Source organism: Lederbergia citri, assembly GCF_018343625.1.
Taxonomy (GTDB): domain Bacteria; phylum Bacillota; class Bacilli; order Bacillales; family Bacillaceae_C; genus Lederbergia; species Lederbergia citri.
Genome location: NZ_JAGYPG010000001.1, coordinates 936872 through 963549 on the forward strand (window position 1 = coordinate 936872; position 26678 = coordinate 963549).

A 26678-nucleotide genomic window follows, 5' to 3' on the forward strand; every position below is an offset into this window, starting at 1 on the left:
CCCCCATTTCTACAAAATCATGTACGAAAAAGAAAAAAACCGGTTAATAACCGGTTTAAAATATCATTATTTTGGAATTATATCTCCTGTATTTGATATTTCTGCATCAAATGAGATGGACTGTAAATATCGTAGAAATTGTTCCCTATTATTATTTTCCACTGGAATAATTTGTCCATTTGAAATAATAAACGGATCAAAATTCATCTTTATTTGATCACCTTTAAAGGTCACATTTAATAACCCCGTTTGCGCTGATTCATTTTTCACGTAAGGAGGAAATAAAAAGTTTCCTAAAGAATAAGCGACTGCCATGCCATTATAGTATTGAAATCCCTGAAGCCAATGAGGATGGGAACCTACGATTAAATCTACACCTATTTTTTGAAGTTCCTTTACATATTCAAATTGGTAGTTTGCAGGAACATTTTGCTTTTCTACTCCCCAATGAAAATAGACGATTATATAATCAGCGTCCCCTTTTTGTTCCAAAATGGTTCTTTTAACGAGCTCCAAATCGTAGCCGTTTGGTATGCCGGATCGATCATTTTGTGCAATCCAATTAACATCAGGAAGAAAACGTACAAATGAGAAAAATCGAAACTTTTTTCCTTTAATTTCGACTTCTTTAGAGGAATATGCTTCACCTTCATTTTGTCCTGCTCCAATATAATCAAAATCATATTGTTTTACATAGTTAAGTGTATCGTTAAGTCCAGACCGTAAATAATCCAAAGTATGGTTATTTCCAAGGTTTAACATATCAAACCCAGTATTCTTAAGTGCCTGCAGTCCTTTTGGATCTGATTTTATCCAAAATAATTGGCTAGGATCTTTTTCAGATTTATCGGTAAAAACTGTTTCGGCATTTACAAAAGCATAATCTGCTTTTTGAACTTTATCCTTAACATAAACAAATGGATAATCATAACCGTTGGCTTCCATAATTGGCCGGAGACCCCAATCAAACATCGTATCGCCTGCAAAAATTATATTAATTTCTGGATTTTCTTTTGGAGATTCCGCTGTTGGAGCAGCGTTTTTGTTTATTAATTCTTGATCCTTCGAAGATTTATTTTTTTTAGCATTCTTCTTACCATTTTCTGCAAGTGTTGGTATTGCCTTTTTTATATGAAGGTTTGAGGATTTCATAGTTTGATAATCTTTCCACTGAACTAGCAAGATGATAAAACATAATACTAGTAAAGTAAGCAATCCGATAAAAACTTGTCGATTTCTTTTTCGACGTCTTTTCCTTCCAAATTTTGTTTTTCTATCCAATATTTATACCCCCTAGAAAATTATAGTATCATAATTTTTTAGAGAGAAATAGCACCATTTAAATTACAAATTTAGCCATTTTTCGATAACCAATGTAAAAAAGACTGCCTTTTAAAAAAGACAGTCTTTACATAAAACTTAACTTATTACAGGTAACATTCTCGTTTCCTTCTCCATCTCTGATTTACAGATAGGACATACGGTTTTTTCATCCGAAGAAAAGGCATCCCTCATCCAACATGAACAATCAACATTCGTGCATGACCAAACAACTGTTTCCTCTTCAGGAATGGGTTCCTGTGGTCCCCTTCTATAAGCCATGGCAAGAGCCCCCTTCTTATTTATCATCTTTATTATACGCTAACTTTTTATATAAACCAAATCGCTCGGACATCTTTATGAAAAATGGGATGAAACCCTTACTATGTATAACGTTAAGAACATGCTATAATGTTTTGGAATAAGGATTAATTGGAGGATTGGATATATCTTGATTACCGTAACTAATGTTGGTCTCCGATATGGTGACCGTAAATTATTCGAAGATATAAATTTAAAATTCACACCTGGAAACTGTTATGGCTTAATTGGAGCGAATGGTGCGGGTAAATCTACTTTCGTAAAAATATTGTCTGGTGAAATTGAGCCGCAAACAGGTTCTGTTTCGATTACTCCTGGAGAACGTCTTGCTGTATTGAAACAGGATCACTTCCAATATGAAGAAGAAGAAGTTATTAAAGTAGTCATTATGGGACATACTCGTCTTTATGAAATTATGCAAGAAAAAGACGCTATATACATGAAAGCTGACTTTTCTGAGGAAGACGGAATGAAAGCTGCAGAGCTCGAAGGTGAATTTGCAGAGTTAAACGGATGGGAAGCAGAATCAGAGGCGGCAATATTGCTAAAAGGTCTCGGAATTAATGAAGATCTTCATGCCAAGAAAATGGCAGAACTGTCAGGATCTGAAAAAGTTAAAGTATTATTAGCACAAGCTTTGTTTGGAAAACCTGATGTTCTTCTCCTTGACGAGCCGACAAACCATCTTGATATAAAAGCAATTCAATGGCTAGAAGAATTCTTGATCAACTTTGAAAATACTGTCATTGTCGTTTCCCATGATCGTCATTTCTTAAATAAAGTATGCACGCATATTGCCGATCTTGATTTTGCCAAAATACAAATATATGTCGGCAACTATGATTTTTGGTATGAATCTAGCCAACTAGCACAAAAAATGGCTCAAGATGCGAATAAGAAAAAGGAAGAAAAAATTAAAGAATTGCAAGCATTTATCGCAAGATTCAGCGCGAATGCTTCGAAATCAAAACAAGCGACATCACGTAAGAAATTACTTGATAAAATTACACTTGATGATATTCAACCTTCTTCACGTCGTTACCCATTTGTTGGTTTTTCTCCTGAACGTGAAATTGGAAATGATTTATTAAGAGTTGAAGGATTATCGAAAACAATCGATGGTGTAAAAGTTTTAGATAATGTAAGCTTCATCATGAATAAAAATGATAAAATTGCGCTTGTCGGTCGAAATGAAATAGCCAAAACGACTTTATTTAAAATATTGGCGGGTGAAATGGAACCCGATGCAGGAACTTATAAGTGGGGAGTAACAACGTCTCAAGCTTATTTCCCTAAAGATAACTCAGAGTACTTTGACGGCTGTGATTTGAGCCTTGTCGATTGGTTAAGGCAATTTTCACCGAAAGATGACAGTGAAAGCTTTTTACGCGGTTTCTTAGGCAGAATGTTATTTTCAGGTGACGAAGTATTGAAAAAAGCATCCGTCCTTTCAGGTGGAGAAAAGGTAAGATGTATGTTATCAAGAATGATGTTAAGTGGAGCCAATGTACTTCTTCTAGATGAGCCAACAAACCATCTTGACCTTGAATCGATTACGGCACTTAATAATGGTTTAATTAATTTTAAAGGTTCTCTCATTTTTGCTTCACATGATCATCAGTTCATCCAAACAACAGCGAATCGTATTATCGATGTTACGCCAAAAGGCATCATAGATAAAGAAATGACTTATGATGAATATCTTGAGAATGATCAGATTCAAAAACAAATGGAAGAAATGTATGCATAGTAAGGTAAGCAAATACCCGGATGATAAGGAAACTTCCGGGTATTTATTTACCCTTTTATTAATAAATGTTCTGTTTTTAAAATGATTTGCTCCATTCTTTTAGCATTCCTCTTATACATCTGTTTCGCCTCTTCCGAATCAGTTTGCAGAGAATAAGATTCTAAATCAGCTTGACATTTTTTTAAGGCACTTAATAAGGATTGTTTTGGTTTTGGTTCCGGAATTTTGACTTTATCATCATAAATATCGACGGTCAGCTGTCCGAAAGAATCAACTTGGCCAACATAAACATTATCGATTGCAACATTTAATTTTGCCAATTCCAATTCCAACCACGCTCTCGTTAAACCGCTAGCTGCCAATGCGGCATCCATTATTTCCCCTTCTAAAATAACAGTTTGTGGCACTTTTTCAGGAGCGGTATCTAGTTGTAAATCGGATGGAGTGATTGGTTGCTTTTCCTTTTTTAACAATACATTCAAATCACCGTTCGCTTCTAACACTGCGAATTCTACATCAGCAACCTGAAAGGCATTTTTTTTCCTTAACAATTGCATTAATTCATCTACTGAATACTGCTCTTTAGTCAAATTCTCCTCTTGGATTTTTCCATCTTTTATAACTACAGTTGAGGTTCCTTCAATAAAATTGCGAGCTTTTTTGCTTTTTAGAGCAATTAAACCAGCGATAAATGGAATCGCCGTCCAAACAAGTAAACTATAGATTCCATTCATAAAATTACCATCAAGGCCCGTTGATATTTCAGCAGCGATACTACCAATTGTAATACCGGCTACATATTCAAAAAAAGAAAGATGCGATAATTGTTTCTTTCCAAGAAATTTGGTCAGTAAAAAAAGTACAAAGACAAGTATAGTTGATCTTATTATGATTTCTAGCCAACTTGGGACATCCATAAGCAATCCCCTCTCATGAATTCCTATATTGCAGTTCTTCAGCCTTCATAAATTCAACTCTTTGCATCAGGTCGTGAATAACATCATCTATTTCCATCATACATTCATGAAAAATAGCACTTGCCTTCGGGTCTTTAGTGAACTGAGCTAAACGGCTAAATTCTGATTGAATTGTCTTAGTACTAGCAAGGGTTGCCTTAACATTTGCAAATACAGTCATAATTTCCTCCAAATTTTTCAAAGGAACAGAGTGTTGTTTTCATCACTCTGTTCCTAATGTCTTTTTATTGATTGTATTGTGGCTCTTCCTGCATAATTTCTTGTACGCGCGGACTTAATGTGTCAATAATGGCTTGCGCCTGTTGTGCACATGTTTTATAAAGTTGTTTAGCCTGCTGATTATCGGTATCTAATGCGAAACCTTCCAAGCTTGCTTGTGCTGTTTTTAATCCTGTAATCGTTTGTTGTACTTTATTAATGACTGTCAACGTACTGACCTCCCTAATAGTTGTTCGTTCTATTGAACGTTTCTATTTTGTGAAAAAAGTTAAAACAATATTATATGAAAAAAATACCTATCTTTTCGATAGGTACTTTCTCAGTATTATTCTAAACGAATATAACGATAAATATGGCTTACGATAACTTTTAATAGAGCATAGACTGGCACCGCAAGTATTAGTCCGAGCAATCCACCGAATTGACCTGCAATAAGTAAAACAAAAATAATAGTCAAGGGATGCATATTTAATGCCTTGCCCATAACGAACGGTGAAACAAGATTACTTTCAAATTGTTGGACAATCACAGCGACGATTACAACTAATAATGCTTGCAATGGAGATGTAAATAACCCAACAATTACAGCAGGCAATGTTCCAATCCAAGGTCCAACGAATGGGATTACATTCGTTGCCATGGCAAGCACGCCTAGTATAAGTGCATAATCAAGACCGATAATTAAATAGCCAATAAAAGCTAGAGTACCAACACACAGACTTACGATAAGCTGACCTTGAATATAAGAACTTAAAGCATTATCCATCTCTTCTAATATTTCATCAGCTTCTTTTTGATGCCTTTTCGGTAATATCTTCTCTAAAAATTTGGGTGCATGCTTGCCATCCTTCAACATGAAAAATAATACGAATGGTACGAGAGCGAAAATCATGATCATATTGACAATAAAACCAAAAGTGCCGGCAATTTTTGAACCAAATCCTTGTAAAATCATACTTGCATTTTGTTCGAACTGTTTTGTATATTTTTCTATTGAAAAATAGTCATTTTGTTGGAATTGTAAAAACCATTCTTTTTCAGTTAGTGATGTAACCCACTGTTGTATATTTTGTGCATAAGCTGGAATATTTTCAATTAAAAGATTGAATTGAGTTTGTAGTACCGGCCCAATTAACAGCACCGCCCCTGCCCCAATACCTGCAATTACAATAAACATAATGACGATAGATAAAGTTCGCGGGATTTTTTTTGACAGGAGGTTAACGGCTGGCCGCAATATGTAATATAGAACTCCAGCAAGTATAATTGGCGGAAATAATGTTTTTACAATGATAACTAGTGGAGTAAATATAAAACCGACTTTTGTTCCAAGCAAAATGATTAAAAAAATCATGATAATGGCGATTCCTATTTTAAACCATTTTTCTTTATACATAATTCTCCCCATTTCTCTCTCTTTTACAAGGCTCCGTCTTGATATTATCGCATTTTTTCACTGAAATTCCAACGGTTTCTATTTTTATCGTGGAATATATTAATAAGGTCCGATATAATTTAATTGTTAGTATACCGAAATAATTTCATTTGGGGGGATATTTAATGGAAGCTACCGAAAAACGATTATTACGTTCAGAAGTTCCAGAAAATCTAACATGGGATCTAAGGGATCTCTTTCAAACAGACGAAGAATGGGAAAAAGAATTGAAAGCTGTTCAGGAAGATTTGCCTAGTATAACTTCATTTAAAGGTCAATTAGGAGAAGGTTCAAACAAATTACTTAATTGCTTAAATAAAATGGAAGCTTTGCAACAACGAATTATCCGTGTAGCAACTTTTGCCAGTTTGCGTCAATCAGCAGATGGAACAGACCCTGTTAACCAAGGGAATTCATCTAAAGTTGCAGCAATGCTCGCAAAAATAAACGCTGATTTATCTTTTATTCGTTCTGAAATTTTAGACTTGCCTGATGGTACAGTAGATACATATTTAAAAGAAAATAAGGATTTAAAGAAATTCTCTAAATTCTTAACAGATATTCTTGAAACAAAACCATATAAACTTTCTCCTGATACAGAGAAAGCTCTTGCTTCACTTGGAGAGGTGTTGGATGCTCCATATACAGTATATCAATTCAGTAAATCATCTGATATGCAGTTTGATTCTATTCAGGATGAAAACGGGAATGTACTTCCAATGTCATTCGCCTTATTTGAAGATCGGTACGAACTCGTTCCCGATACAGATTTACGAAGAAAAGCATATGACTCTTTCGTAAAAACATTAAAACAGTATAAAAATACGTTCGGTGCAAATTATGCAACAGAGGTAAAAAAACAAGTTGCGATGTCACGTTTACGCAACTATGAATCTGTTACACATATGCTTCTCGAACCACAACAGGTTTCTTTAGAGATGTATCATAACCAATTAGATATTATTCAAAAAGAACTTGCACCGCATATGCGTAGATTTGCGAAGTTGAAAAAAGAAGTATTAAATCTTGAAACAATGAAATTTTGCGATTTAAAAGCTCCTTTAGATCCTGATTTTAATCCTACAACAACCTACGAAGAAGCTTCGGAAACCATTTTATCTGCCTTATCGATTATGGGTGAAGAATATAGTGAAGCGATGAAAAAAGCTTTAACCGAAAGATGGGTAGATTTAGCCGACAATGTTGGTAAATCTACAGGTGCCTTCTGCTCGAGTCCATATGGTGTACATCCATATATTTTAATCACGTGGACGGATACAATGAGAGGTGCCTTCATATTAGCCCATGAACTTGGTCATGCCGGACATTTCTATATGGCGGGACGAAATCAAGATTTAGTTAATACACGACCTTCCATGTATTGTATTGAAGCTCCATCGACTATTAATGAATTAATTCTTGGTGAGCATATTTTATCCCAAGCTGATGATCCAAGAATGAAACGCTGGGTTATTCTACAATTACTTGGTACGTACTACCATAATTTTGTCACACATTTATTGGAGGCTGAATTCCAACGCAGAGTTTATGATCTTGCGGAGAGTGGAACACCGTTAACTGCCACTGTATTTTGTGAACAAAAAGCAAATGTGTTAAAAGACTTCTGGGGCGACACGGTTGAAATTGATGAAGGTGCAAGCCTTACTTGGATGAGACAACCTCATTATTATATGGGACTGTATCCTTATACGTACTCTGCAGGATTAACCGTTGCTACAGCAGCCGCTCAAATGATTAAAGAAGAAGGACAACCTGCTGTTGATCGTTGGCTTGAACTGCTAAAAGCAGGTGGAACATTAAAACCTCTTGATTTAATCAAAATTTCAGGTGTTGATATGTCCAAGCCAGATGCAATTAAAAAAGCAGTGGCATATGTCGGCTCCTTAATTGAAGAATTGGAAAAAAGCTATCAATAAAACGATAAACCCGATATCTAGACCAGATATCGGGTTTATTAACTAATTCATAGCTACTTCTTTTTTAAGTGAGCTTAATCTCTCTTGTACTTCTTCCTCTGTAAGGCCATGTTCTTTAATATACATATTTCTTGGATGAACTCGACATTCATCTGTACAGCTTCTCATATATTTATGCTCGTTTTCTTCTGAGCAAAGGAATTGTCTATTACATTCTGGGTTGGCGCAGTTTACATATCGCTCACAAGGAGTGCCATCAAAATAATCACGCCCAACCACAACATGCTCTTTCTGATTTATAGGAACAGCGATTCTTTGGTCGAATACATAACATTGACCGTCCCAAAGCTCCCCTTGAACTTCTGGATCTTTTCCGTAGGTGACGATTCCTCCGTGTAGCTGTGAAACATCTTCAAAGCCTTCTTTTAGAAGCCAACCTGAGAATTTTTCACAACGAATGCCACCTGTACAGTATGTTAGTATTTTTTTTCCTTCTAACTGCTGTTTATTTTCTCTTACCCAATTAGGCAAATCACGAAATGTTTCGATGTCTGGACGAATGGCACCACGAAAATGTCCTAAATCAAATTCATAGTCATTCCGAGCATCTAAAACAACTGTATTTTCATCTTGCATCGCTTCGTAAAATTCTTTCGGATTTAAATATTTCCCTGTAATTTGATGAGGATCGATATCGTCTTCTAAACGAAGTGTTACCAATTCCGGACGTGGACGAACGTGCATTTTTTTGAAAGCATGCCCGTCAGCTTCATCAATTTTAAATACCATTGTCTCAAAACGTGGATCTTTTTTCATTTCATTCATATATGTTTCTGTTTGATCCCAAGTGCCAGAAACGGTTCCGTTAATTCCTTCAGTTGCGACTAAAATACGTCCTTTTAGACCAAGTTCCTTACAAAATGCTAAATGATTTATAGCAAATTCCTCAGGATCTTCAATATGGACATATTGATAGTACAATAATACCCTATACTTTTGATTTTCTGACATGACAAAATACCACCTATCATCTTATATTTGCAAGATATAAACGTGTTTAGGAGGATATAATTTCGGATTATTTCCGAAGATATACACTTTATTCTTACTCATGGTATTTTACAGTTTACATAAAAAAAAATCAAGATTGAACTTACTTCCAATTTTCCGATGTAAAATATTTTTCTTTTCTACTAGAAAATAATTAAGTTATAATAAATATATAGATTTTTTAATAGTGTCTAGCTCCAGCGCCTATCGACTAGCAAACTTCTTGTCCTTCTCCCTACGATAAGGAAGCCAGATTCGCCTTGTTGGCTCATCGTGTTTCCTTTATCTCCGACTAACACCGCCAAGTCGTGTGGCGAGGTCCGTGGACCCACATCCTGTGGTCCTGTACGTCGATGAGCAAGGAGCTTGCACTTCTCTAGAAAGGATGATGAAATGAACGATGCTGAGAAATTAGTAGAGACAGTTAGACATAAAAAGTTACCTAGGAAAATACTTCTTATTCGCACCCTCCTCGTAACAATTGGCGCTGCTTTAATGGCGGTTGCTCTCGAATTATTCCTCGTTCCCAACCACATTTTAGATGGGGGAATAACTGGTATATCCATTATCATAGCTCATTTTACTGGTTGGCGTCTTGGAATTATTATATTTGCACTAAATCTTCCATTTATTTATATAGGTTACAAACAAATTGGAAAAACATTTGCTTTGACTACCTTATACGGTATTTTTATTTTATCCGTAACTTCCATTTTCCTCCATAACATGATTGTCGTTACCGACGATTTGTTGTTAGACACTGTTTTTGGCGGAATTATTCTTGGGACTGGTGTTGGTATTGTCATTCGGTATGGAGGATCATTAGATGGCACTGAAGTTCTATCCATCTTGCTCAATAATAAACTTCCCTTCTCTGTCGGCGAAATCATCATGTTTTTTAATTTCTTTATTTTTACAACTGCAGGGTTTGTTTTTAGCTGGGAACGTGCAATGTACTCTATTATTACTTATTTTATTGCATTTAAAGTAATAGACATTGTCGTAGAAGGATTGGATGAATCAAAATCAGCATGGATCATTACAGAAAAAGCAGAAGAAATTGGAGATGCCATTCTGGCAAGACTTGGAAGAGGTGTTACGTATTTAAAAGGTGAAGGTGCTTATACTGGCGATGACAAAAAAGTTATCTTTTGTGTCTTAACACGATTAGAAGAAGCAAAATTAAAATCAATTATTGAAGAGCTCGACAGCGACGCCTTTCTTGCGATAGCTAATATATCAGAGGTTCGCGGTGGACGTTTCAGGAAAAAGCATATTCATTGAAAAAAGCTGTCCAATCGGACAGCTTTCGTTTATGCATTTAACTCTCGTACCTGTCTATCACTTGGAAGTAACCATGTTAAAACTCCAATAATCGGTAGAAAACTACATACGACCATGACAAATTTAATACTGAATATATCAGCTAAAGTTCCAAAAAACACTGCTCCAACAGCTCCCATCCCGAAAGCAAATCCTACAATAAGTCCGGAAACCATACCGATTTTTTTCGGAACAAGCTCTTGCGCATAAACAACTGTAACACTAAAGCTCGATGTTATGATGAAGCCTATTAGGAAAAATAGCGGTATTACCCAACCAAGGGATACGTAAGGCAAAATCAATGTAAGTGGTGCAGCCCCAGCCATAGAGAGAAAAATGATATTTCTCATTCCAAATCTGTCCGCAAGCGGTCCTCCAAAAAAGGTTCCCAGCACTCCAGCAAACATAAAAATAAATACATATAATTGTGCTTCTTTTATTGTTAGTCCATAATCCTTTATTAAGTAAAATTGATAAAAGTTCCCAATTCCTGCAGAATACCATGAACGAGCAATGACTAAAAAGACGAGTAATCCTATTGCCGCTTTTATTTTTGGATGAATGGGCGTTCCATTTGTTCCTTTTTGTCGTTTAACTGGTTTAAAAACTTCCAGTTCAAGCTGTGATTTATACCAATTTGACACAAATAAAAGAAGCAAAACACCCATTAACGCAACTAAAGTGAATCCGAGTGCGCCTTTTTGGCCAAAACGGACAAAAATAAAAGCAGTAAAGACAGGAGCTAACGATTGTCCAAAATTCCCCCCGACTTGATAGATGGACTGTGCCAACCCTCTTCTTGCTCCAGCTGCCATATATGAAACTCTCGATCCTTCTGGATGAAACACTGCAGATCCAAGACCGATAAAAAATACTGAAGCTAAAATAACGTAAAAATTGGGGGATAATCCAAATCCAACCAAACCTACCATACTTAAAAACATTCCAATTGGCAAAAGAAATGGAGATGGTTTTCGATCTGCAAAATATCCCAAAACCGGCTGCATAACAGAAGATGTCATATTTAAAACAAATGCTATCCAACCAATTTGTGCATATGATAAGTTTAATGTTTTTTCAAAAATTGGATTCATTGCAGGGACAACTGACTGAATGGCATCATTAAAAAGATGTCCGCCGCTTATTGCAAATAAAACTCCATAAACAGTCGCCATTTGCGGTATAGCTTTTTGTGTCTTAATATTTTCTGCTTTAGCTGTACTCATATATACATCTCTCTTTCTAAATAAAAACGAAAATGGTATGTAAGTAATTATACAATACCATTCTATTAATGACACTTCATAATATTTTACTAGATTTTTATATTATCTATTATTACCACCAAAATTAGAAAATAAATCTTTGTAAAAAAAGACAATAAAATCGTCTACTTGTGTATGTAAAAAAACAGGATAATTTGTTTCTATTGGAAACCAACTAATGACTGTTTGTATATTCTTCAATCTATTTAATAAAGATAAATCTTCTTTATTTCGAATCATAACAGCTTTTGGATATGGAGACTTTTTATATCCTTCCACTAATATGAGATCTAATTCAAAACGGTGATACACTTGGATTATATCTTCAAGCCCCCAATCGTCTTTAGGTGCTTCAATAAGTAAGGTCCCTTCTCCTGCCACACTGGAAACAATAGAACCTGCACGGCTATGACGATTCGAATCTTTGTTTAAATTAGGAAGGTCAATAGGGCCACCATGCCCATGATGCTTGATCGTACCGATTCTCAAGCCTTTTTCATTACCTGCTTTAATCAGTTTCTCTATTAATGTCGTTTTCCCACTATTTTGGAATCCTACAATTTGGAAAACTTTGCTTCCACCCACGGCTCATCACTTCCTTGTTGATCATCAAGTAAAAAAAGCTCAACATGATCACCTTTCATATAGCCCCTTGTTCCACCAGGAAGAATGATTAAACAATCCGCCCAAGCTAGGGATGTGACAACCCCTGACTTATCTAAACCTACGGGCTCAACAAATACTTGTCCATTCTCGTAAACAATTTTCCCGCGGACAAATCTGCTGAATGGGTTCGGTTTTGGAAAATCATTTTTTAAGGTACCACTTATAATACGTAAAAATGGTTGCTCAGAACGAAGCCAATATCGAATGTATGGACGTACAAATAATTCAAAACCAATATAGCAGGCTGATGGATTTCCTGACAGCCCGAATAACAATTTCCCGTCTTTTTCTGCGCAGCTCGTTACACTCCCTGGTCGCATCGCAATTTTATTAAATAAAAGATTTGCTCCTAAACGCCGATAAATTTCGGGCAAATAATCATAATCTCCTACTGAAACCCCGCCAGTTGTAATTAATACATCACATTCATCTATTGCTTGCTTAATCATTTCTGTTAGCTTGTCTATATTATCTGAAATTGACCCGTATCGTTTATAGCGTGCGCCAACTCTTAATATTTGCGATTCTATCATATAGCCGTTACTATTGCGGATCTTTCCAGGAACTAAATCTTCATCGGGATTTAACAGCTCACTTCCAGTCGCAATAATACCAATAAATGGGCTGCTTGATACTTTTACTTTGCTGTATCCGAAAGTCGCAAGCAATGCTTTTATTCCAGGATTAATCGCAGCCCCTCTATTGATGAGTGGACTCCCTTTTTTAGTATCCTCACCTTGAAAGGAAATATTATCTCCTTCATTTAAAGAACGTTTAATCGAAATACTCGTTCCTTCACTGCCCTTCTCTTCCTTGGTCAACTCTAGCATCATAACACAGTCTGCACCTTTTGGAATTTGCGCTCCGGTCATAATTCTAATCGCTTCCATATTTCCAACTTTAAATGGACTTACTTGCCCCGCACCAATTTCATCGATTACTTTAAAGGTTAACGGATTCTCTCTTGATGCATTTTTAGTATCTTTGGCCCGTAAAGCAAATCCGTCATAAGGAGAGCGATCAAATGGCGGTACGTCGTGGTCAGCTACTAAAGGCTCAGCTAAAAATCTGCCATCACAATCATCTAAGGAAATGAGTTCAATATCCCCGTGTTTTTTATATTTCATTACATTCTCAATTGCATCTTTTACCCAAATTGGTTTTCTTCGTTCAACCATTGTACGCACCTCCTCTTTCATTAACCTCCAATATAGGACATTTCAATTTTTTTAGATGATGAGACAGAACCTATTACTCTTTCGTCTGAATAACGATCATTTCTATTTTGCCAAATTCCACTTATTTCGTTCAATATTTGTTCGTCATCATCAATATTTCGTAAGAGTGATTTTAAGTCATGCCCTTTTGCTGCAAATAGGCATGTATAAAATTTTCCATCTGCCGAGATTCTTGCCCGAGTACATGTTGAACAGAAAGATTCAGAGACAGATGTAATAAATCCTACTTCTGTTTCACTATCTTTATATTTATAACGTTTCGCTACTTCTCCATAATAATTAGAATCAACGGGTTTTAACGTAAAGTGCTCGGATAGAAGATCATAGATTTCTTTTTTTGTAACTACTTGATTCCAATTCCATCCATTTGTATTTCCAACATCCATATACTCGATGAATCGTAACGTAATTCCCATATCTCGAAAATGTTTTGCCATCGGAATAATTTGACTGTCATTAACTCCTTTTTGAACTACCATATTAACTTTAACGGAAAATCCCGTATTTAATGCTGTTTCGATACCTCTTAAAACAACATCCGATTTAACTCCTCGACCATTCATCTTTTGGAAAATTTCATTATCTAAAGCATCTAGACTAATATTCAATCGTCGTAGTCCTGCCTCGTATAATTCTTTCGACTGTTTGACAAGCAAAACTCCGTTCGTAGTTAACCCAATATCTGTTATGCCTTCAATTTCATTAAGCTTTGAAATTAACAATGCGATATTTTTTCGCATTAATGGCTCTCCGCCCGTTATTCTTAGCTTTTTTACACCGAGTTTGCTAAATATACGGGCCAATCTTTCAATCTCTTCAAATGATAAAATTTCATCTTTATTTAAAAATTTAAAATCAGGTCCAAATATTTCAGCTGGCATGCAATACTGACAACGAAAATTACATTTATCCGTAACAGATATTCTGAGATCATGCAGTGGACGTCTTAGTTTGTCTATAATCATTCTACAGATCAACCCCTATCTGACTTACATTTTTTTCATTGTATCATTTTCACTCTAATATCACTAATAATGATAATATGAGTAAGTGACAATATTCGACCATTATTATAAAATATACGTATTGTTCTTGAAGGGATGGAGATTGATGAAAAAGGCGCATCTCCTTTTTATCTTATTCGTTTTTACAGCAATATTTCTTACAAATAAACATTCATATGCTGAAACAGTGCCTAAGCCAGTCGGTGATATATATGTACAAGATTTTGCAAATATTTTAAATGCAGCACAAAAGAAAGAGTTAATAAAGCTCGGGACACATCTGGATAAAGAATCCGAATCGCAAATTGCTGTTTTAACCGTTAATTCCCTTGAACATATTCCAGTAGGGGAATTCGCTTCAAAAGCTATGAAAGAGTATGAATTAGGAAATCAAACAGAGGATAACGGGGTTCTTTTGCTGTTTTCTTTAAACGATCGTAAAATATATATTGAAGTAGGCTCGGGATTAAAAGATAGATTAAATGATAAATCCATAGGCAAAATTTTGGATACTCACGCGTTGCCTTATTTAGAAAATGGAGAACTATCAGAGGCTATTACGAATACATATAAAAAGCTATTTAATGAAGTTGCAGCTGAATACAAGCTTAAAAAGCGAGTAAAAACTGAAAGCTTCGAATATGGATATAATGATGGAAAGAACCGTTGGTCTCTTATAATCTTTTTATTTATAGTACTTACAATTATTTATTTAGATTATCGATTTTTAAAGGGAAAGATTATGAAAACAACCCTAAGAATTCTTGCTGTAATCATAAGAAGAATAGGAAGAAAAATAGTTAAAAATCGATCAAGAATGTAAGGCTGTCTAAGGACAGCCTTATAATATTGCTCTTAATAGTAATTTTTTTAGTAGTGGGAGAAGCAAGTCAGGCAACTCTGCAACAGTCGGAGCAACTAAGCTATAAGGACCATAAATATTTTGGAAAACCTTCCGCTGTTCGTCCCCTACTCCATTTTGAGAAAGAAAAATATTGAATACTTCAATCCCTTTTTTTCTTGCCTCTGTGACAGCTTCATGAGTGTCCACAATCCCATTTTGGTCATATCCGTATGCCGCTGGCTCCCCATCTGAAAATACAATTAAAAATTTTTGGTTTTCAATTCTTTTCGATAATCTCTCACCCATTATTCTAATCGCAAATCCATCACGATTATCTTCTTCAGGTTCAAGTCCCATTATTTCAGGACCATAATGAGCCATTAAAGATGTTGTAAAATCAATAACTGTCTTAAAATAGTTTGGTTGTCTAGTTTTCGATGCTTCATTTGCATCTTCCCAGAATCCAGTTACTTCATGAGAAACTCTTACTGATTTCAATGCCTCGTGAAACAATATAATCCCTTTTTTCGTTTCGTTCATTTTATCTTCCATCGACGCGGAACAATCAATAAGTAAGCTAAAGACAGCATCGATTTCCTTTGATTCATCTAATTTTTTATGAAAGACCCGAGGCTGTTCTTCGGTAAAAAATCTGATCAACTTTCTATTTAACCTTCCGTATTGTAGATCGGAACGCGGTAAGATTTTTTTATGTTCTAACGTAAGATCAATCGATTTCTTCAGTCGTTTTTTATATAACTGAATGTCGTTTTTAAATTGATTATAGTCAGATATTTGTTTAGCGGAAGGAGGCATCTTAGATAAAAAAATAGCCTCAGCATGTTTATTTTCCACTCCATATTGTGGACTCCTTCTATTCCCTTCCGTATCTTTTTTATCTTTTGTCTCTAAATTAGAAAAATCCTTATTTGACGTTTTCTTAGCGGATCCCTGAACGATAGCTAATGCCTGGTCCCCCGCTTCCCCTTCTCTTGCCTCATTTGTTAGCATGTCTGTTTTTGTTCCTTGATTTAAATCAAATTGGAGGAATAATTCACCGGGGGTTTTCGTTTCACGGTGCCAAGTTTTTAGTTCTTCTTCAACTATATCTTCTTCACCACTGCTTTTTTCATCTGCATCATCGTCGTTAGCAAGTGAATCTTTTCTTTGGAGATCGTCGTAAGGCATTTTTTGCATTTCAATTGTCTGTAAATAAAGATGGAAATATTCATTCACCATATCCCGATTTACATTTTCTTCTATCACGCCCACAATGGACTTACAAATTTCAGCTATTTCATTAGTTGAAGAAGCATCATAAAAACGTTCAACTCTACTTCTAATTAATTTGATGAATGACTCCCAATTTTCATTTAAATCAGGTAAAGCAAATATAGGTGTCTCGCTATTCATCATTAAATATATTAAGTTATAAATGGCATCAAGAAAGAGGCTTCTTTCTATATTCACTTTCAGTTGTGTTTCAAAAAAATTGTTGTAAATTTCACGCCTTATTCGAAATTCTTTCGTCATTCCAGGACGAGTTTTTTTACATAGTTCTTCTATTCTAATGTCTTCAGCAAGTACAAAAATCTGTTTAGCAAAGCGTGGAATTTTCGTCGTTTCACACCAATTTCCGTAACGGACAATTACTTGATCTTCTGTATAATACATATTTCCGAATGCTCGTAAAAAAACATCACTTTTCATTCCTGCCCACATGATCATTTCAGGACGATGATTCCAAAAATGGCCGACATATATTTTCTTTTCATCTTTACTAAGATATGAATGGACCCGGAACTCAGTATTGTATTCTTGATCTTTCGCCAACGTTTTTGTCAAATCGGCCAATTCCATTAATAATAAGGAATCTATTTTTTCGTCATTAAAATCGATAAATCGATACATATTCATAAAAATACCACCTATACAAATAAGGTTTGTGTTATGTTCATGACAGCAGCTTTTTCCCTTTCTTCCTCCAGTTTATCTGCAATCCCTCTCTGGACTGCACGCAAAGGCGGCATATAGGTAGCTAAGTCACATGTATCAATTAAAGCCCGTATGGAGGCAGCTTCTTCTGGTATTTGGCCATTTCGGACTTGCGTTATCAAGTCTTCGGATAATATGACGAATTTCTCAATCATTACCTTATCTTTTAAAATACTCTCATTGAAAAGAACTTCTTTTAATACATCTCCTTGCACATATGGTACTTCTATAACGACAAATCGATTTTTCAACGCTTCGTTTAGTGGTACAGTACCAATATATCCTTCGTTAATAGCAGCAATGACTCCAAAATGATTTTTCGCGTTTTCAACAGTTCCGGTAAATGGATTAAAAACCATTCTCCGATAATCCAAAACACTGTTTAAAATAGGCAATGTTTCTGGTTTCGCCATATTAATTTCATCTATATACAATAAATGTCCTTGATTCATCGCCTTTACCACTGGACCAGGCACGAATTCAATCGTATTTTGACCATTCTCCTGGCCAATAGTCTTAAAACCAAGCAATGACTCTGCATCCATATCAACAGAGCAATTGATGCTATGCATCGGCTGCTTGAAAATGTTCGCAAGCGTCTCTGCAAGTTTTGTTTTTCCGGAACCGGTTGGACCTTTTAATAGCACGTTTTTCCCAAGGGATAACGCTATTATTGCATCTGTTAAAATATAATCATTAGCAGAAATAAATCCGCCTTTGAAATGCATCTTTTCATTGCTATTTGTAAAAGAACTACGTCTTTCATCAATCAAGTTTTTTATTACGTCTGGTAAGTTCATAATGATATTTCCTTTCATAAAACTATATGTTAATAACATATAAAAAAGCCTGCATATCAGCAAGCTTTTCGTCCTCTAATAATAATTAGCCTAGAATTCTTGTTCCTTTATTACGGATAAGATCGTTTTTTTGATAATAATATAAACCTCTTCCTAGTTTCATAATATTATCATCTGTTTTCTTTATTGTATTCATGAAGGTTGTCATGTTTGCAATTCTAAATCCAGTACTTTCTTCAATTTGTTTCTGTAGAACCGAGCCTCTTATAGGTGCATCTTGCTCTTTTAAAATCGCGATGGCAGTTTCTCGCATTTTAGTCGTTTTACTTCTTCTAGAAGGGCGGCCTTTTCTAGTTTTGGGAGCATTTTCTGAGATGTTTGAAGGCGCTTCGATTATTTTATTATGAGAGTCTATATAATGTATTTTTTCAGTAGTTGTCTCATCTCTCTCAGACATAGAATCTAATTCTCTAAGTCTATTGAATATTGCGTCTCTTTCGGTTTGTAATTTTGAAAGTAATTGCTCTTCTGCCTCTTTCATTTGTTCTAATCTCATTTTTAAAGCTAATCTTTCATTAAACATTTTTTCGCCCCCTCACTTAACGATAAACTTTCTCAATTGAGTATTTATTTCTAATTATAATTTACTAGAGTAATAATAGTAAAGAGTATAAAAAAACAATTTTCTTCTGTAACATGAAGGAAAATGTCGACTTTTAAATGAAAACGTAAAATAATGTTCTAAACTATCAGAAAGTTTTAGTTGTTTTTATTAGACAATGCTAATAGAATAAAGGTTGGTAACACTTCTAGCTAGAATCTCTCTACAAAATTTATTAAATTTTAGGAGGTATTCAATGAGTCAATTGACAGCGGAAGTTCACGAAAAGGTGCAAAAGTTCTTGCAAGGAACGAAAAAGTTATTTATCAATGGTGAATTTGTTGAAAGTGCATCAGGTAAAACATTCGACACTCCCAATCCTGCGACTGGTGAAACGTTAGCTACTTTGTATGAAGCCGAGGAAGAAGATGTGAATCGTGCTGTTCGTGCAGCAAGAAATGCTTTTGACAACGGGCCTTGGTCAAGAATGAGTGCTTCAGAAAGAAGCCGTCTTATGTATAAGCTTGCAGACTTAATGGAAGAAAATAAAGATGCGTTGGCGCAATTAGAAACACTTGATAACGGAAAACCTATTCAAGAAACATCAAATGCCGATATCCCGCTTGCTATAGATCATATGCGCTATTACGCGGGCTGGGCAACAAAAATTACTGGGCAAACTATCCCTGTTTCTGGACCATTTTTTAATTACACACGTCACGAACCTGTTGGAGTAGTCGGTCAAATTATTCCGTGGAACTTCCCGCTTTTAATGGCTATGTGGAAATTAGGTGCTGCGCTTGCCACAGGTTGTACCGTTGTATTAAAACCAGCCGAACAAACTCCACTATCAGCATTATTTTTAGCTGAATTAATAGATGAAGCTGGTTTTCCTGAAGGAGTCGTAAATATCATACCAGGTTTCGGTGAAACCGCCGGTCAACCATTAGTCGACCACCCGAATGTAGATAAAATTGCTTTTACTGGTTCCACTGAAGTCGGTAAATTAATCATGAAAAGAGCTTCTATTTCTTTAAAGCGCGTTACTCTTGAACTAGGAGGAAAATCTCCAAACATTATCTTGCCTGATGCTGATTTGACCCATGCCATTCCAGGAGCTTTAAATGGCGTTATGTTTAACCAAGGGCAAGTATGTTGTGCAGGTTCACGGGTATTTATTCAGAAAAAACATTTTGATAATGTTGTCGCTGATATGACTTCCCATGCACAAAGTATTAGACAAGGAGCAGGACTAGATGAAAATACACAAATGGGTCCTCTCGTTTCTTCTGAGCAGCAAAATCGTGTATTGAATTATATAGAAAAAGGCCTAAATGAAGGGGCTGAGTTATTAACAGGGGGACAAAAACCGCGCGAAGAAGGATTTTTTGTTGAACCAACCATTTTTGCGGATGTAAATGATGAAATGACAATCGCAAAAGAGGAAATATTCGGTCCAGTAATAGCAGCCCTTCCATATGAGGATTTAGATGAAGTAATCAAAAGGGCAAATAATAGCGATTATGGTCTTGCCGCAGGAGTTTGGACGCGTGATGTAGCAAACGCACACTACATCGCAAACCGTCTACGTGCAGGAACTGTATGGGTCAATTGTTACAATGCGTTTGATGCAGCTTCTCCTTTTGGTGGCTATAAACAATCAGGAATAGGACGAGAAATGGGTTCCTATGCGCTTGATAATTATACTGAAGTTAAGAGCATTTGGATTTCGATGAACTAAGATGGATGAAGAAATACAGTATATAAAAAATACTGTATTTCTTCTTTTTTATGCTTAATGCTTTTCTTTTATCAACATAAAGGTTACAATTATTTTTATATAGAGAATAATCCAATTTCACGAGGAGGTTTTTTTACTGGCATGAAAATCATGAGTAATGAACTGCTAGTTGCTGCCTATCGAGATGCTAAAAAGAACGAGCAAGAGAGTGAATGGATAAGATTATTAAAAACTGAAATGAAGAAACGTGGTTTAAAACCATAATATTTTTATAGTGATTCTCTATGAAACTTTGACTTTATGACAATGCGTGCTTAATTAGAGCACGCTTTTTTAAATTTCTTCAATTCGTGGAGAAGCTGGATTACAGTCAGGATTTTGTGATTTTGTTGATTGTGCTAATTTTGTTAAGTAATAACACTCCTCTCGAAACATATGATCTGCCATTAGTGCGGGAAACGTTCCTAATACTTGTTCAGAAATTTCAAGTTCCAAAATTTCATTTAAGAATATTTGAAACGCTTCTATTTCCAATTTAGCCTCACTGTTTAATCTTGATAAAGCTGGAAATTGATAAATATGAGTCCGAAGGTATCCAGCAAATTCAACAGCCTTTAAATAAAGATGCTCAAAATCCTTATTGAAGGTTGCACTTTCGTGTTTAAGCATTTTTTCAGTAGCATCCAACTGATCTTGAATGGCCCCTGCATGACCTGCTGCATCACTAAGCCATAGTAAATGGTGATGCAACTCATGGGCGATTGGCGGTGATTCATTTTTTAAAAAATAACTAATAATTCTTTCATATTCTTCTAGCTCATTGACCATATGATTAACAAATGATGGAGATAAATGAAATTTAATTTTTTTAAACAGCAATTTTTCAAGTAAGGTAAATTTAAATCCTTTTAACTCCTCTGTTGCAGCTTTAGCTTCACTCGTTAAGGTAAGCGCTTGTTCAATGCTTGCTATTTGTCTTGCCTGCATTAATAATTGGTCAAATAAATTCTTGAATTTTTCCGCTGTTCTAATATTAGCCGTTTCTGACGGTGCTAAAGAATCCAAAATAAATCGTGAATGATCACCAAGTATCTGTAGCCAAAATTCATGTTCAAACTTTACTTCATTTAAAGTAAGAGTCAAATAAATCCCCCCCTAATTTTTGCATTCAATTTAGCATATTCTATGTCCCCTTTATTTAATGAAAACTATTTTGAGTTTGGCAATTTTTTTGAGATAAAGTTATTAAGGTGGTACATAGGAGGGTTGCTTTAGTTATAAACGAATTTAACATGGATATGGCTTAAATAAGATGATTGAGACCTTTTACTAACAAAATTCAACACTAATATGACCTCAATAACATGATTGAGACCTTTCACTAGCAAAGTCCAAATCGTATATGGCCTCAATAACATGATTAAGACCTTTCACTGACAAAATCTAACTCCTATAAGACCACAATAACATGTTTGAGACATTTAACTGGCAAAATCCAACACGGATAGGACCTCAATAACCAGATAGAGACTTTCACTGACAAAAACCATCTCGAATAAGGTCTAAATAACTCGATTGAGACCTTTCACTAGCAAAAATCCAACACGAATAGGACCTCAATAACTCGATTGAGACCTTTCACTAGCAAAATCCAACACACCTAAATTAAGACCATGTACTAGCGAATCCTTAAACAAAAATAAGTAGTAAATTTTAAAACCTTATCAAGAGATTTAGCCTTAAGATTAAATAACTAATCCCTATCTTTTCGTCCTCTATTCTCTCCATAAAAAAACGACCGCATAAGCGGTCGTTTTGATATCCATTAACCTTGTAATAAAAGGTCTTCTGGGTTTTCTAATAATTTTTTAACTGTTACGAGGAATCCAACAGCTTCTTTTCCGTCAATGACTCGGTGATCATAAGAAAGTGCTACGTACATCATTGGGCGATTCTCCATACGTTCTGCATCAATTGCAACAGGACGTGTTTGGATGGTGTGCATACCAAGAATTCCGACTTGTGTACCGTTCAAGATAGGTGTTGAAAGCAATGATCCGAAAACTCCTCCATTTGTTATGGTAAAAGTTCCACCTTGTAGATCACTTAAAGCCAATTTATTATCTCTTGCTTTTAAAGCTACGGCTAATATATCTGCTTCAATCTCGGCGAAATTTTTACGGTCACAGTCGCGAATAACTGGAACGACGAGTCCTTCGTCAGTTGATACGGCTACACCGATATCATAGAACTTTTTCAAAACGAGTTCGTCGCCTTGCAGTTCGGAATTGACTGCAGGATATTTTTTCAATGCTGCTACTACAGCTTTAGTGAAAAATGACATAAAGCCAAGACGAACATCATTTTCTTCAAAGAATTTGTCTTTTTTGCGTTTACGTAAATCCATAACTGCCGTCATATCTATTTCATTAAAAGTTGTTAACATTGCTGCGTTTTGTTGAACTTCAACAAGTCTTTTTGCAATTGTTTGGCGGCGTCTAGATAAACGTACACGTTCAATTGGTTTTCCTTCTTCTTGAGTAACCGCAGGAGCAGCTTTTGGTGCTGGAGCTTGTTCAGCAGCCTTCTTTGGCTGATTAGAATAAGATGTTATATCTTGTTTTCTAACACGGCCAAGTGGATCAACAGTTGGAACCTCGCTTAAATCGATTCCTTTTTCTCTAGCTAGCTTACGAGCTGCAGGTGAAGCAATAGGTCGATCCTTTTTCTCAGTGTCAGCCTTTTCCTGTACTTGCTCTTGTTTTGGTTCTTCGGCAGCTACCTCTTCCTTCACAGGCTCTGCAGGTTTAGTCTCCGCTGGTTGCTCTCCACCCGCTTCCACGATGGCAATAACTTCACCTACTTGAACTGTATCACCTTCTGCTGCTTTTAATTCCTTAACAATTCCTGATTCTTCGGAGATTACCTCAACATTGACTTTATCTGTTTCTAGTTCAACGATGTATTCTCCCTTTTCAACGGAATCACCCGGTTGTTTTAGCCATTGAGCGATTGTACCTTCCGTAATCGATTCTGCTAATTCAGGTACTTTAATTTCAGCCACTTTGAATCCTCCTCTAATCTTTAACCAATACAATTATCAATTTTAGTTTTTGCTTCGCCAATAAATTATCTAGAAAAAGCTTCTTGAATGATGCGATTTTGCTCTTTTTTATGGATAGTTGGATCCCCTTCAGAAGGACTGGAACGTCTCCGTCTTCCTGTATATTTTACGTCTACCCCTTTAGGAGCTATTTCTCTTAGATAAGGATCAACATGCATCCAGCCGCCCATATTTTTTGGTTCCTCTTGAACCCAAACAAGTTCTTTTAAGTTTGGATAACGGGATAAAATATTTTCAATATCCTTATTAGGGAACGGATATAATTGTTCTACCCTTAAAATATGGAGCCAATCCACTTCGGATTCGTTTTTCAATTGTTCTTCAAGATCGATCGCAACTTTTCCGGAGCAGAGTACAATTCGCTCTACTGCCTCTTTATTTTGACCAAGTCCTTTTTGTTCAAGCACTTGCTGGAAGCTTCCATCTGTCAATTCTTTCGCATCTGATGAAGCAAGTGGATGCCTTAGTAGGCTCTTTGGTGTCATGATGACTAGCGGTTTTACTCCTTCTGAACCAAGAGTAGCAGCCTGTCTTCGTAATAAATGGAAATATTGAGCGGATGTTGATAAATTCGCAACCGTCCAGTTATTTTCTGCTGCACTTTGGAGGAATCTCTCCACTCTTCCACTTGAGTGCTCAGGACCTTGACCTTCATATCCATGAGGAAGCAACATAACTAAACCAGATTTTTGTCCCCATTTCGCCCTGCCTGACGAAATAAATTGATCAAAATATACTTGAGCCATATTAGCAAAGTCTCCAAATTGCGCTTCCCAAATGACGAGCGTTTCTGGAGCAAATACATTGTATCCATATTCAAATCCAACTACTGCGGCTTCTGTCAATGGGCTGTTATAAACAACAAATGAAGAATTAACTTCTGAAAGATTGTGCAATGGAATAAATTCTTCACCTGTTTTTTCATCATGCAAAACAAGATTTCTTTGAGCAAATGTACCACGTTGTGAATCCTGCCCAGTAAAGCGGATTGGAGTTCCGTCTCTTAGGATGGATCCAAATGCAAGTGATTCAGCATGTGCCCATTCAATTTTCCCTTCACCGTCAAAAATACTTTCTCTTCTTTTTAAAATACGACTAAGCTTTTGGAACACATTAAAATTCTCAGGCCACTGCAATAGTTCAGCATTGATTGTTTTAAGAACATCTCTATCTACACTAGTTTTATATTGCTGTAAGCCATTCATGATGTATTCCGGTGGATTCATGGCGATATCTTGGTCTTCTTCTTTATTTAAATGAACCGCATCATATTCTTTCTGCAAACGTTCTTGAATATCATTTTCGATTTTTTCTGCATCTTCTTTGGAAATTAATCCTTTGGTAATTAAACGTTCTGCATAGATTTCTTTCACTGTTGGATGACCTTTGACAATATTATACATCAAAGGGTTTGTAACCATTGGCTCATCCATTTCATTATGGCCAAACCTTCTATATCCTATTAAATCTATTACAAAGTCTTTACGAAACTTTTGTCTATATTTATAAGCTAAGACCGCCGCTGCTAGTACAGCTTCTGGATCATCCGCATTTACATGAACAACTGGGATTTCGAATCCCTTTGCAATATCAGATGCATATTTAGTCGAACGTGAATCAGAGCTTTCTGTAGTAAATCCAATCCTATTATTTGCAATAATATGGATTGTTCCTCCAGTGTCATATCCCTTCAGTTGGCCCATATTTAGAGTTTCTTGAGTAATGCCTTCACCTGGGAAAGCGGCATCACCATGAACCGAAATCGCAACACAACTAGAAAAATCTTGCTCTGGATAACCAGATTTATTGCGATTTTCTTGAGCTGCACGAGTATAACCATCTACGACTGGTCCCACTACTTCGAGGTGGCTCGGATTATTTGCAAGTGTAATTCTTGTATTGGCTGTGCTTCCACGCTTTAACCTGCGGTCAGCACCTAAGTGATACTTAACATCCCCTGTCCAACCGTATGTAATGCCGATTGATCCTTCAGATGGAATTAAATCCTTATTGGGAGCATGTTGGAATTCAGAAAAAATCATTTTATATGGCTTTTCAAGTACATGTGCAAGGACATTTAGACGCCCGCGGTGAGCCATGCCAATATTTACTGTTCTTGTACCAGTTTCAACTGTCAAACTAATAATTCGATCTATTAATGGAATGAGTGTATCTACACCCTCAATAGAAAATCGTTTTTGTCCTACAAAAGTTCTGTGTAAAAACTTTTCGAATCCTTCTACTTCTGAAAGTCGATTTAATAAATTGATTCGCTCTTCTTTTGTTAATGATGGGTAAAAACTCTCAGACTCAATTTGTTGCTGTAACCAGTTTTTCTCTTCTAACTCATGCACTTGATGATATTCAAACGCTAGTTTTTGAGTATATACTTTTTTCAAATGGTTAATTGCGTCTAACCCGTTTTTTAAATCGGATGGTGCATTTGGCGAAATGAAAGATGCCGGTACATGTTTTAAGTCTTCTTCCGTTAAGTTGTATTCCGATAGCTCTATTCTTCTATTTACTTTTTCTCTATCGTCTAAAGGATTAATATCCGCGATTAAGTGACCATATGTACGAATATTATCTGCGAGCTTGACCGCCGCAACCATCTTACTAAGTAAGTTAGGATTTGTTGGAAGCTGGAAAGATACATCAGCCTGCCCTTTCGTTGTCTCTTCTTCAACAACTGATACAGGTGCACCCCATTGATCAAACAGTTGTCTCAAATCGGGCTCAACACTATCCGGATCTGTAAGATATTGCTCGTATACTTCTATTACATAACCAAGATTTGGCCCCGAAAAATTATGCCAAGGTGTCCCTTGAAATGAAGCCTTTTTACTCATTAATGATACGCCTCCACCAATTCAACCATAATTTTTTATTTTTCATACAAAGTTCATAATTTTTTCGTGAAAAGCTCACAATCTCCATTTTATCATTGACAACCTGTAATATAAAGACTAAATGTAATTTTTCATATGAATTTAGCTATTTCTGTCGAATGTAAAATCTTGATTTCAATAATTATTTTTAACCATATCAATCTTACTATGATTACTTAA

General features: G+C 35.8%; 23 protein-coding genes. 6 read left to right on the forward strand and 17 right to left on the reverse strand.

The window, feature by feature from the left end; translation table 11 throughout:
- Positions 1 to 66: 66 nt before the first annotated feature.
- Positions 67 to 1281: a CapA family protein gene (locus KHA97_RS04730; RefSeq protein WP_213123563.1), complete on the reverse strand. Its 1215-nt coding sequence runs from the start codon at positions 1279 to 1281 to the stop codon at positions 67 to 69.
- Positions 1282 to 1419: 138 nt separating this feature from the next.
- On the reverse strand, positions 1420 to 1602 hold the full coding sequence (locus tag KHA97_RS04735) for a cold-shock protein (protein ID WP_213123564.1): 183 nt from the start codon (positions 1600 to 1602) through the stop codon (positions 1420 to 1422).
- Positions 1603 to 1771: 169 nt separating this feature from the next.
- On the opposite strand from KHA97_RS04735, the gene KHA97_RS04740 reads away from it, so the two are divergent.
- Positions 1772 to 3391: an ABC-F family ATP-binding cassette domain-containing protein gene (locus KHA97_RS04740; RefSeq protein WP_213123565.1), complete on the forward strand. Its 1620-nt coding sequence runs from the start codon at positions 1772 to 1774 to the stop codon at positions 3389 to 3391.
- Between the two features lie 47 nt (positions 3392 to 3438).
- Here the strand turns inward: KHA97_RS04740 and KHA97_RS04745 are convergent, their stop codons facing one another.
- The 4 genes from KHA97_RS04745 to KHA97_RS04760 all read right to left on the reverse strand — a co-directional run bounded on the left by KHA97_RS04745 (position 3439) and on the right by KHA97_RS04760 (position 5983).
- Positions 3439 to 4308, reverse strand: coding sequence for a DUF421 domain-containing protein (locus KHA97_RS04745; RefSeq protein ID WP_213123566.1), 870 nt, complete (start codon positions 4306 to 4308; stop codon positions 3439 to 3441).
- A 13-nt stretch (positions 4309 to 4321) separates the two neighbouring features.
- Positions 4322 to 4528: a DUF1657 domain-containing protein gene (locus tag KHA97_RS04750; RefSeq protein WP_213123567.1), complete on the reverse strand. Its 207-nt coding sequence runs from the start codon at positions 4526 to 4528 to the stop codon at positions 4322 to 4324.
- Between the two features lie 64 nt (positions 4529 to 4592).
- Positions 4593 to 4796, reverse strand: coding sequence for a DUF1657 domain-containing protein (locus KHA97_RS04755; protein WP_213123568.1), 204 nt, complete (start codon positions 4794 to 4796; stop codon positions 4593 to 4595).
- Positions 4797 to 4912: 116 nt separating this feature from the next.
- Positions 4913 to 5983: an AI-2E family transporter gene (locus KHA97_RS04760; protein ID WP_213123569.1), complete on the reverse strand. Its 1071-nt coding sequence runs from the start codon at positions 5981 to 5983 to the stop codon at positions 4913 to 4915.
- A 164-nt stretch (positions 5984 to 6147) separates the two neighbouring features.
- On the opposite strand from KHA97_RS04760, the gene pepF reads away from it, so the two are divergent.
- Positions 6148 to 7959, forward strand: a complete 1812-nt coding sequence (pepF, locus tag KHA97_RS04765) for an oligoendopeptidase F (RefSeq protein WP_213123570.1) — start codon at positions 6148 to 6150, stop codon at positions 7957 to 7959.
- Between the two features lie 42 nt (positions 7960 to 8001).
- Here the strand turns inward: pepF and trhO are convergent, their stop codons facing one another.
- Positions 8002 to 8970, reverse strand: coding sequence for an oxygen-dependent tRNA uridine(34) hydroxylase TrhO (trhO, locus tag KHA97_RS04770; protein WP_213123571.1), 969 nt, complete (start codon positions 8968 to 8970; stop codon positions 8002 to 8004).
- A gap of 432 nt (positions 8971 to 9402) precedes the next feature.
- Here trhO and KHA97_RS04775 point away from each other — a divergent pair, with 432 nt between their 5' ends.
- Positions 9403 to 10293, forward strand: coding sequence for a YitT family protein (locus KHA97_RS04775; RefSeq protein ID WP_213123572.1), 891 nt, complete (start codon positions 9403 to 9405; stop codon positions 10291 to 10293).
- A 29-nt stretch (positions 10294 to 10322) separates the two neighbouring features.
- On the opposite strand, the gene KHA97_RS04780 is transcribed toward KHA97_RS04775, so the two are convergent.
- The 4 genes from KHA97_RS04780 to moaA all read right to left on the reverse strand — a co-directional run bounded on the left by KHA97_RS04780 (position 10323) and on the right by moaA (position 14466).
- A complete protein-coding gene (locus KHA97_RS04780; protein WP_213123573.1) occupies positions 10323 to 11558 on the reverse strand; it encodes an MFS transporter in 1236 nt (411 codons plus the stop codon).
- A 102-nt stretch (positions 11559 to 11660) separates the two neighbouring features.
- Positions 11661 to 12182 carry a molybdopterin-guanine dinucleotide biosynthesis protein B gene (gene mobB, locus KHA97_RS04785; protein ID WP_213123574.1) on the reverse strand — a complete coding sequence of 174 codons (522 nt, stop codon included), beginning with the start codon at positions 12180 to 12182 and terminating at the stop codon, positions 11661 to 11663.
- Positions 12152 to 13441, reverse strand: coding sequence for a molybdopterin molybdotransferase MoeA (locus KHA97_RS04790; protein ID WP_213123575.1), 1290 nt, complete (start codon positions 13439 to 13441; stop codon positions 12152 to 12154). Before KHA97_RS04790 ends, mobB begins: the two co-directional genes overlap by 31 nt.
- Positions 13442 to 13461: 20 nt before the next feature.
- Positions 13462 to 14466 carry a GTP 3',8-cyclase MoaA gene (moaA, locus tag KHA97_RS04795; protein WP_233713297.1) on the reverse strand — a complete coding sequence of 335 codons (1005 nt, stop codon included), beginning with the start codon at positions 14464 to 14466 and terminating at the stop codon, positions 13462 to 13464.
- 145 nt (positions 14467 to 14611) lie between these two features.
- Between moaA and KHA97_RS04800 the strand changes: the two genes are divergently transcribed.
- Positions 14612 to 15328 carry a TPM domain-containing protein gene (locus KHA97_RS04800; protein WP_213123576.1) on the forward strand — a complete coding sequence of 239 codons (717 nt, stop codon included), beginning with the start codon at positions 14612 to 14614 and terminating at the stop codon, positions 15326 to 15328.
- 18 nt (positions 15329 to 15346) lie between these two features.
- On the opposite strand, the gene KHA97_RS04805 is transcribed toward KHA97_RS04800, so the two are convergent.
- From KHA97_RS04805 to KHA97_RS04815, 3 genes are all read right to left on the reverse strand, one after another.
- Positions 15347 to 17260 carry a vWA domain-containing protein gene (locus KHA97_RS04805; protein ID WP_213124312.1) on the reverse strand — a complete coding sequence of 638 codons (1914 nt, stop codon included), beginning with the start codon at positions 17258 to 17260 and terminating at the stop codon, positions 15347 to 15349.
- Between the two features lie 17 nt (positions 17261 to 17277).
- The gene (locus KHA97_RS04810) at positions 17278 to 18144 is read right to left on the reverse strand and encodes an ATP-binding protein (protein ID WP_213123577.1); all 867 of its coding nucleotides are present in this window, start codon (positions 18142 to 18144) and stop codon (positions 17278 to 17280) included.
- Between the two features lie 85 nt (positions 18145 to 18229).
- Complete coding sequence (locus KHA97_RS04815) at positions 18230 to 18727, reverse strand: Rok-like winged helix domain-containing protein (protein WP_213123578.1); 498 nt, start codon at positions 18725 to 18727, stop codon at positions 18230 to 18232.
- A 274-nt stretch (positions 18728 to 19001) separates the two neighbouring features.
- Here KHA97_RS04815 and KHA97_RS04820 point away from each other — a divergent pair, with 274 nt between their 5' ends.
- Both KHA97_RS04820 and sda read left to right on the forward strand, forming a co-directional pair.
- Complete coding sequence (locus KHA97_RS04820; RefSeq protein WP_213123579.1) at positions 19002 to 20486, forward strand: aldehyde dehydrogenase family protein; 1485 nt, start codon at positions 19002 to 19004, stop codon at positions 20484 to 20486.
- 141 nt (positions 20487 to 20627) lie between these two features.
- Positions 20628 to 20750: a sporulation histidine kinase inhibitor Sda gene (sda, locus tag KHA97_RS04825; RefSeq protein ID WP_213123580.1), complete on the forward strand. Its 123-nt coding sequence runs from the start codon at positions 20628 to 20630 to the stop codon at positions 20748 to 20750.
- A 69-nt stretch (positions 20751 to 20819) separates the two neighbouring features.
- Here the strand turns inward: sda and KHA97_RS04830 are convergent, their stop codons facing one another.
- The 3 genes from KHA97_RS04830 to KHA97_RS04840 all read right to left on the reverse strand — a co-directional run bounded on the left by KHA97_RS04830 (position 20820) and on the right by KHA97_RS04840 (position 26459).
- A complete protein-coding gene (locus tag KHA97_RS04830) occupies positions 20820 to 21629 on the reverse strand; it encodes a DUF2935 domain-containing protein (RefSeq protein WP_213123581.1) in 810 nt (269 codons plus the stop codon).
- Between the two features lie 682 nt (positions 21630 to 22311).
- Positions 22312 to 23550, reverse strand: a complete 1239-nt coding sequence (gene odhB, locus KHA97_RS04835) for a 2-oxoglutarate dehydrogenase complex dihydrolipoyllysine-residue succinyltransferase (protein ID WP_213123582.1) — start codon at positions 23548 to 23550, stop codon at positions 22312 to 22314.
- Between the two features lie 65 nt (positions 23551 to 23615).
- Positions 23616 to 26459 carry a 2-oxoglutarate dehydrogenase E1 component gene (locus KHA97_RS04840; protein WP_213123583.1) on the reverse strand — a complete coding sequence of 948 codons (2844 nt, stop codon included), beginning with the start codon at positions 26457 to 26459 and terminating at the stop codon, positions 23616 to 23618.
- Between the last annotated feature and the right edge of the window lie 219 nt (positions 26460 to 26678).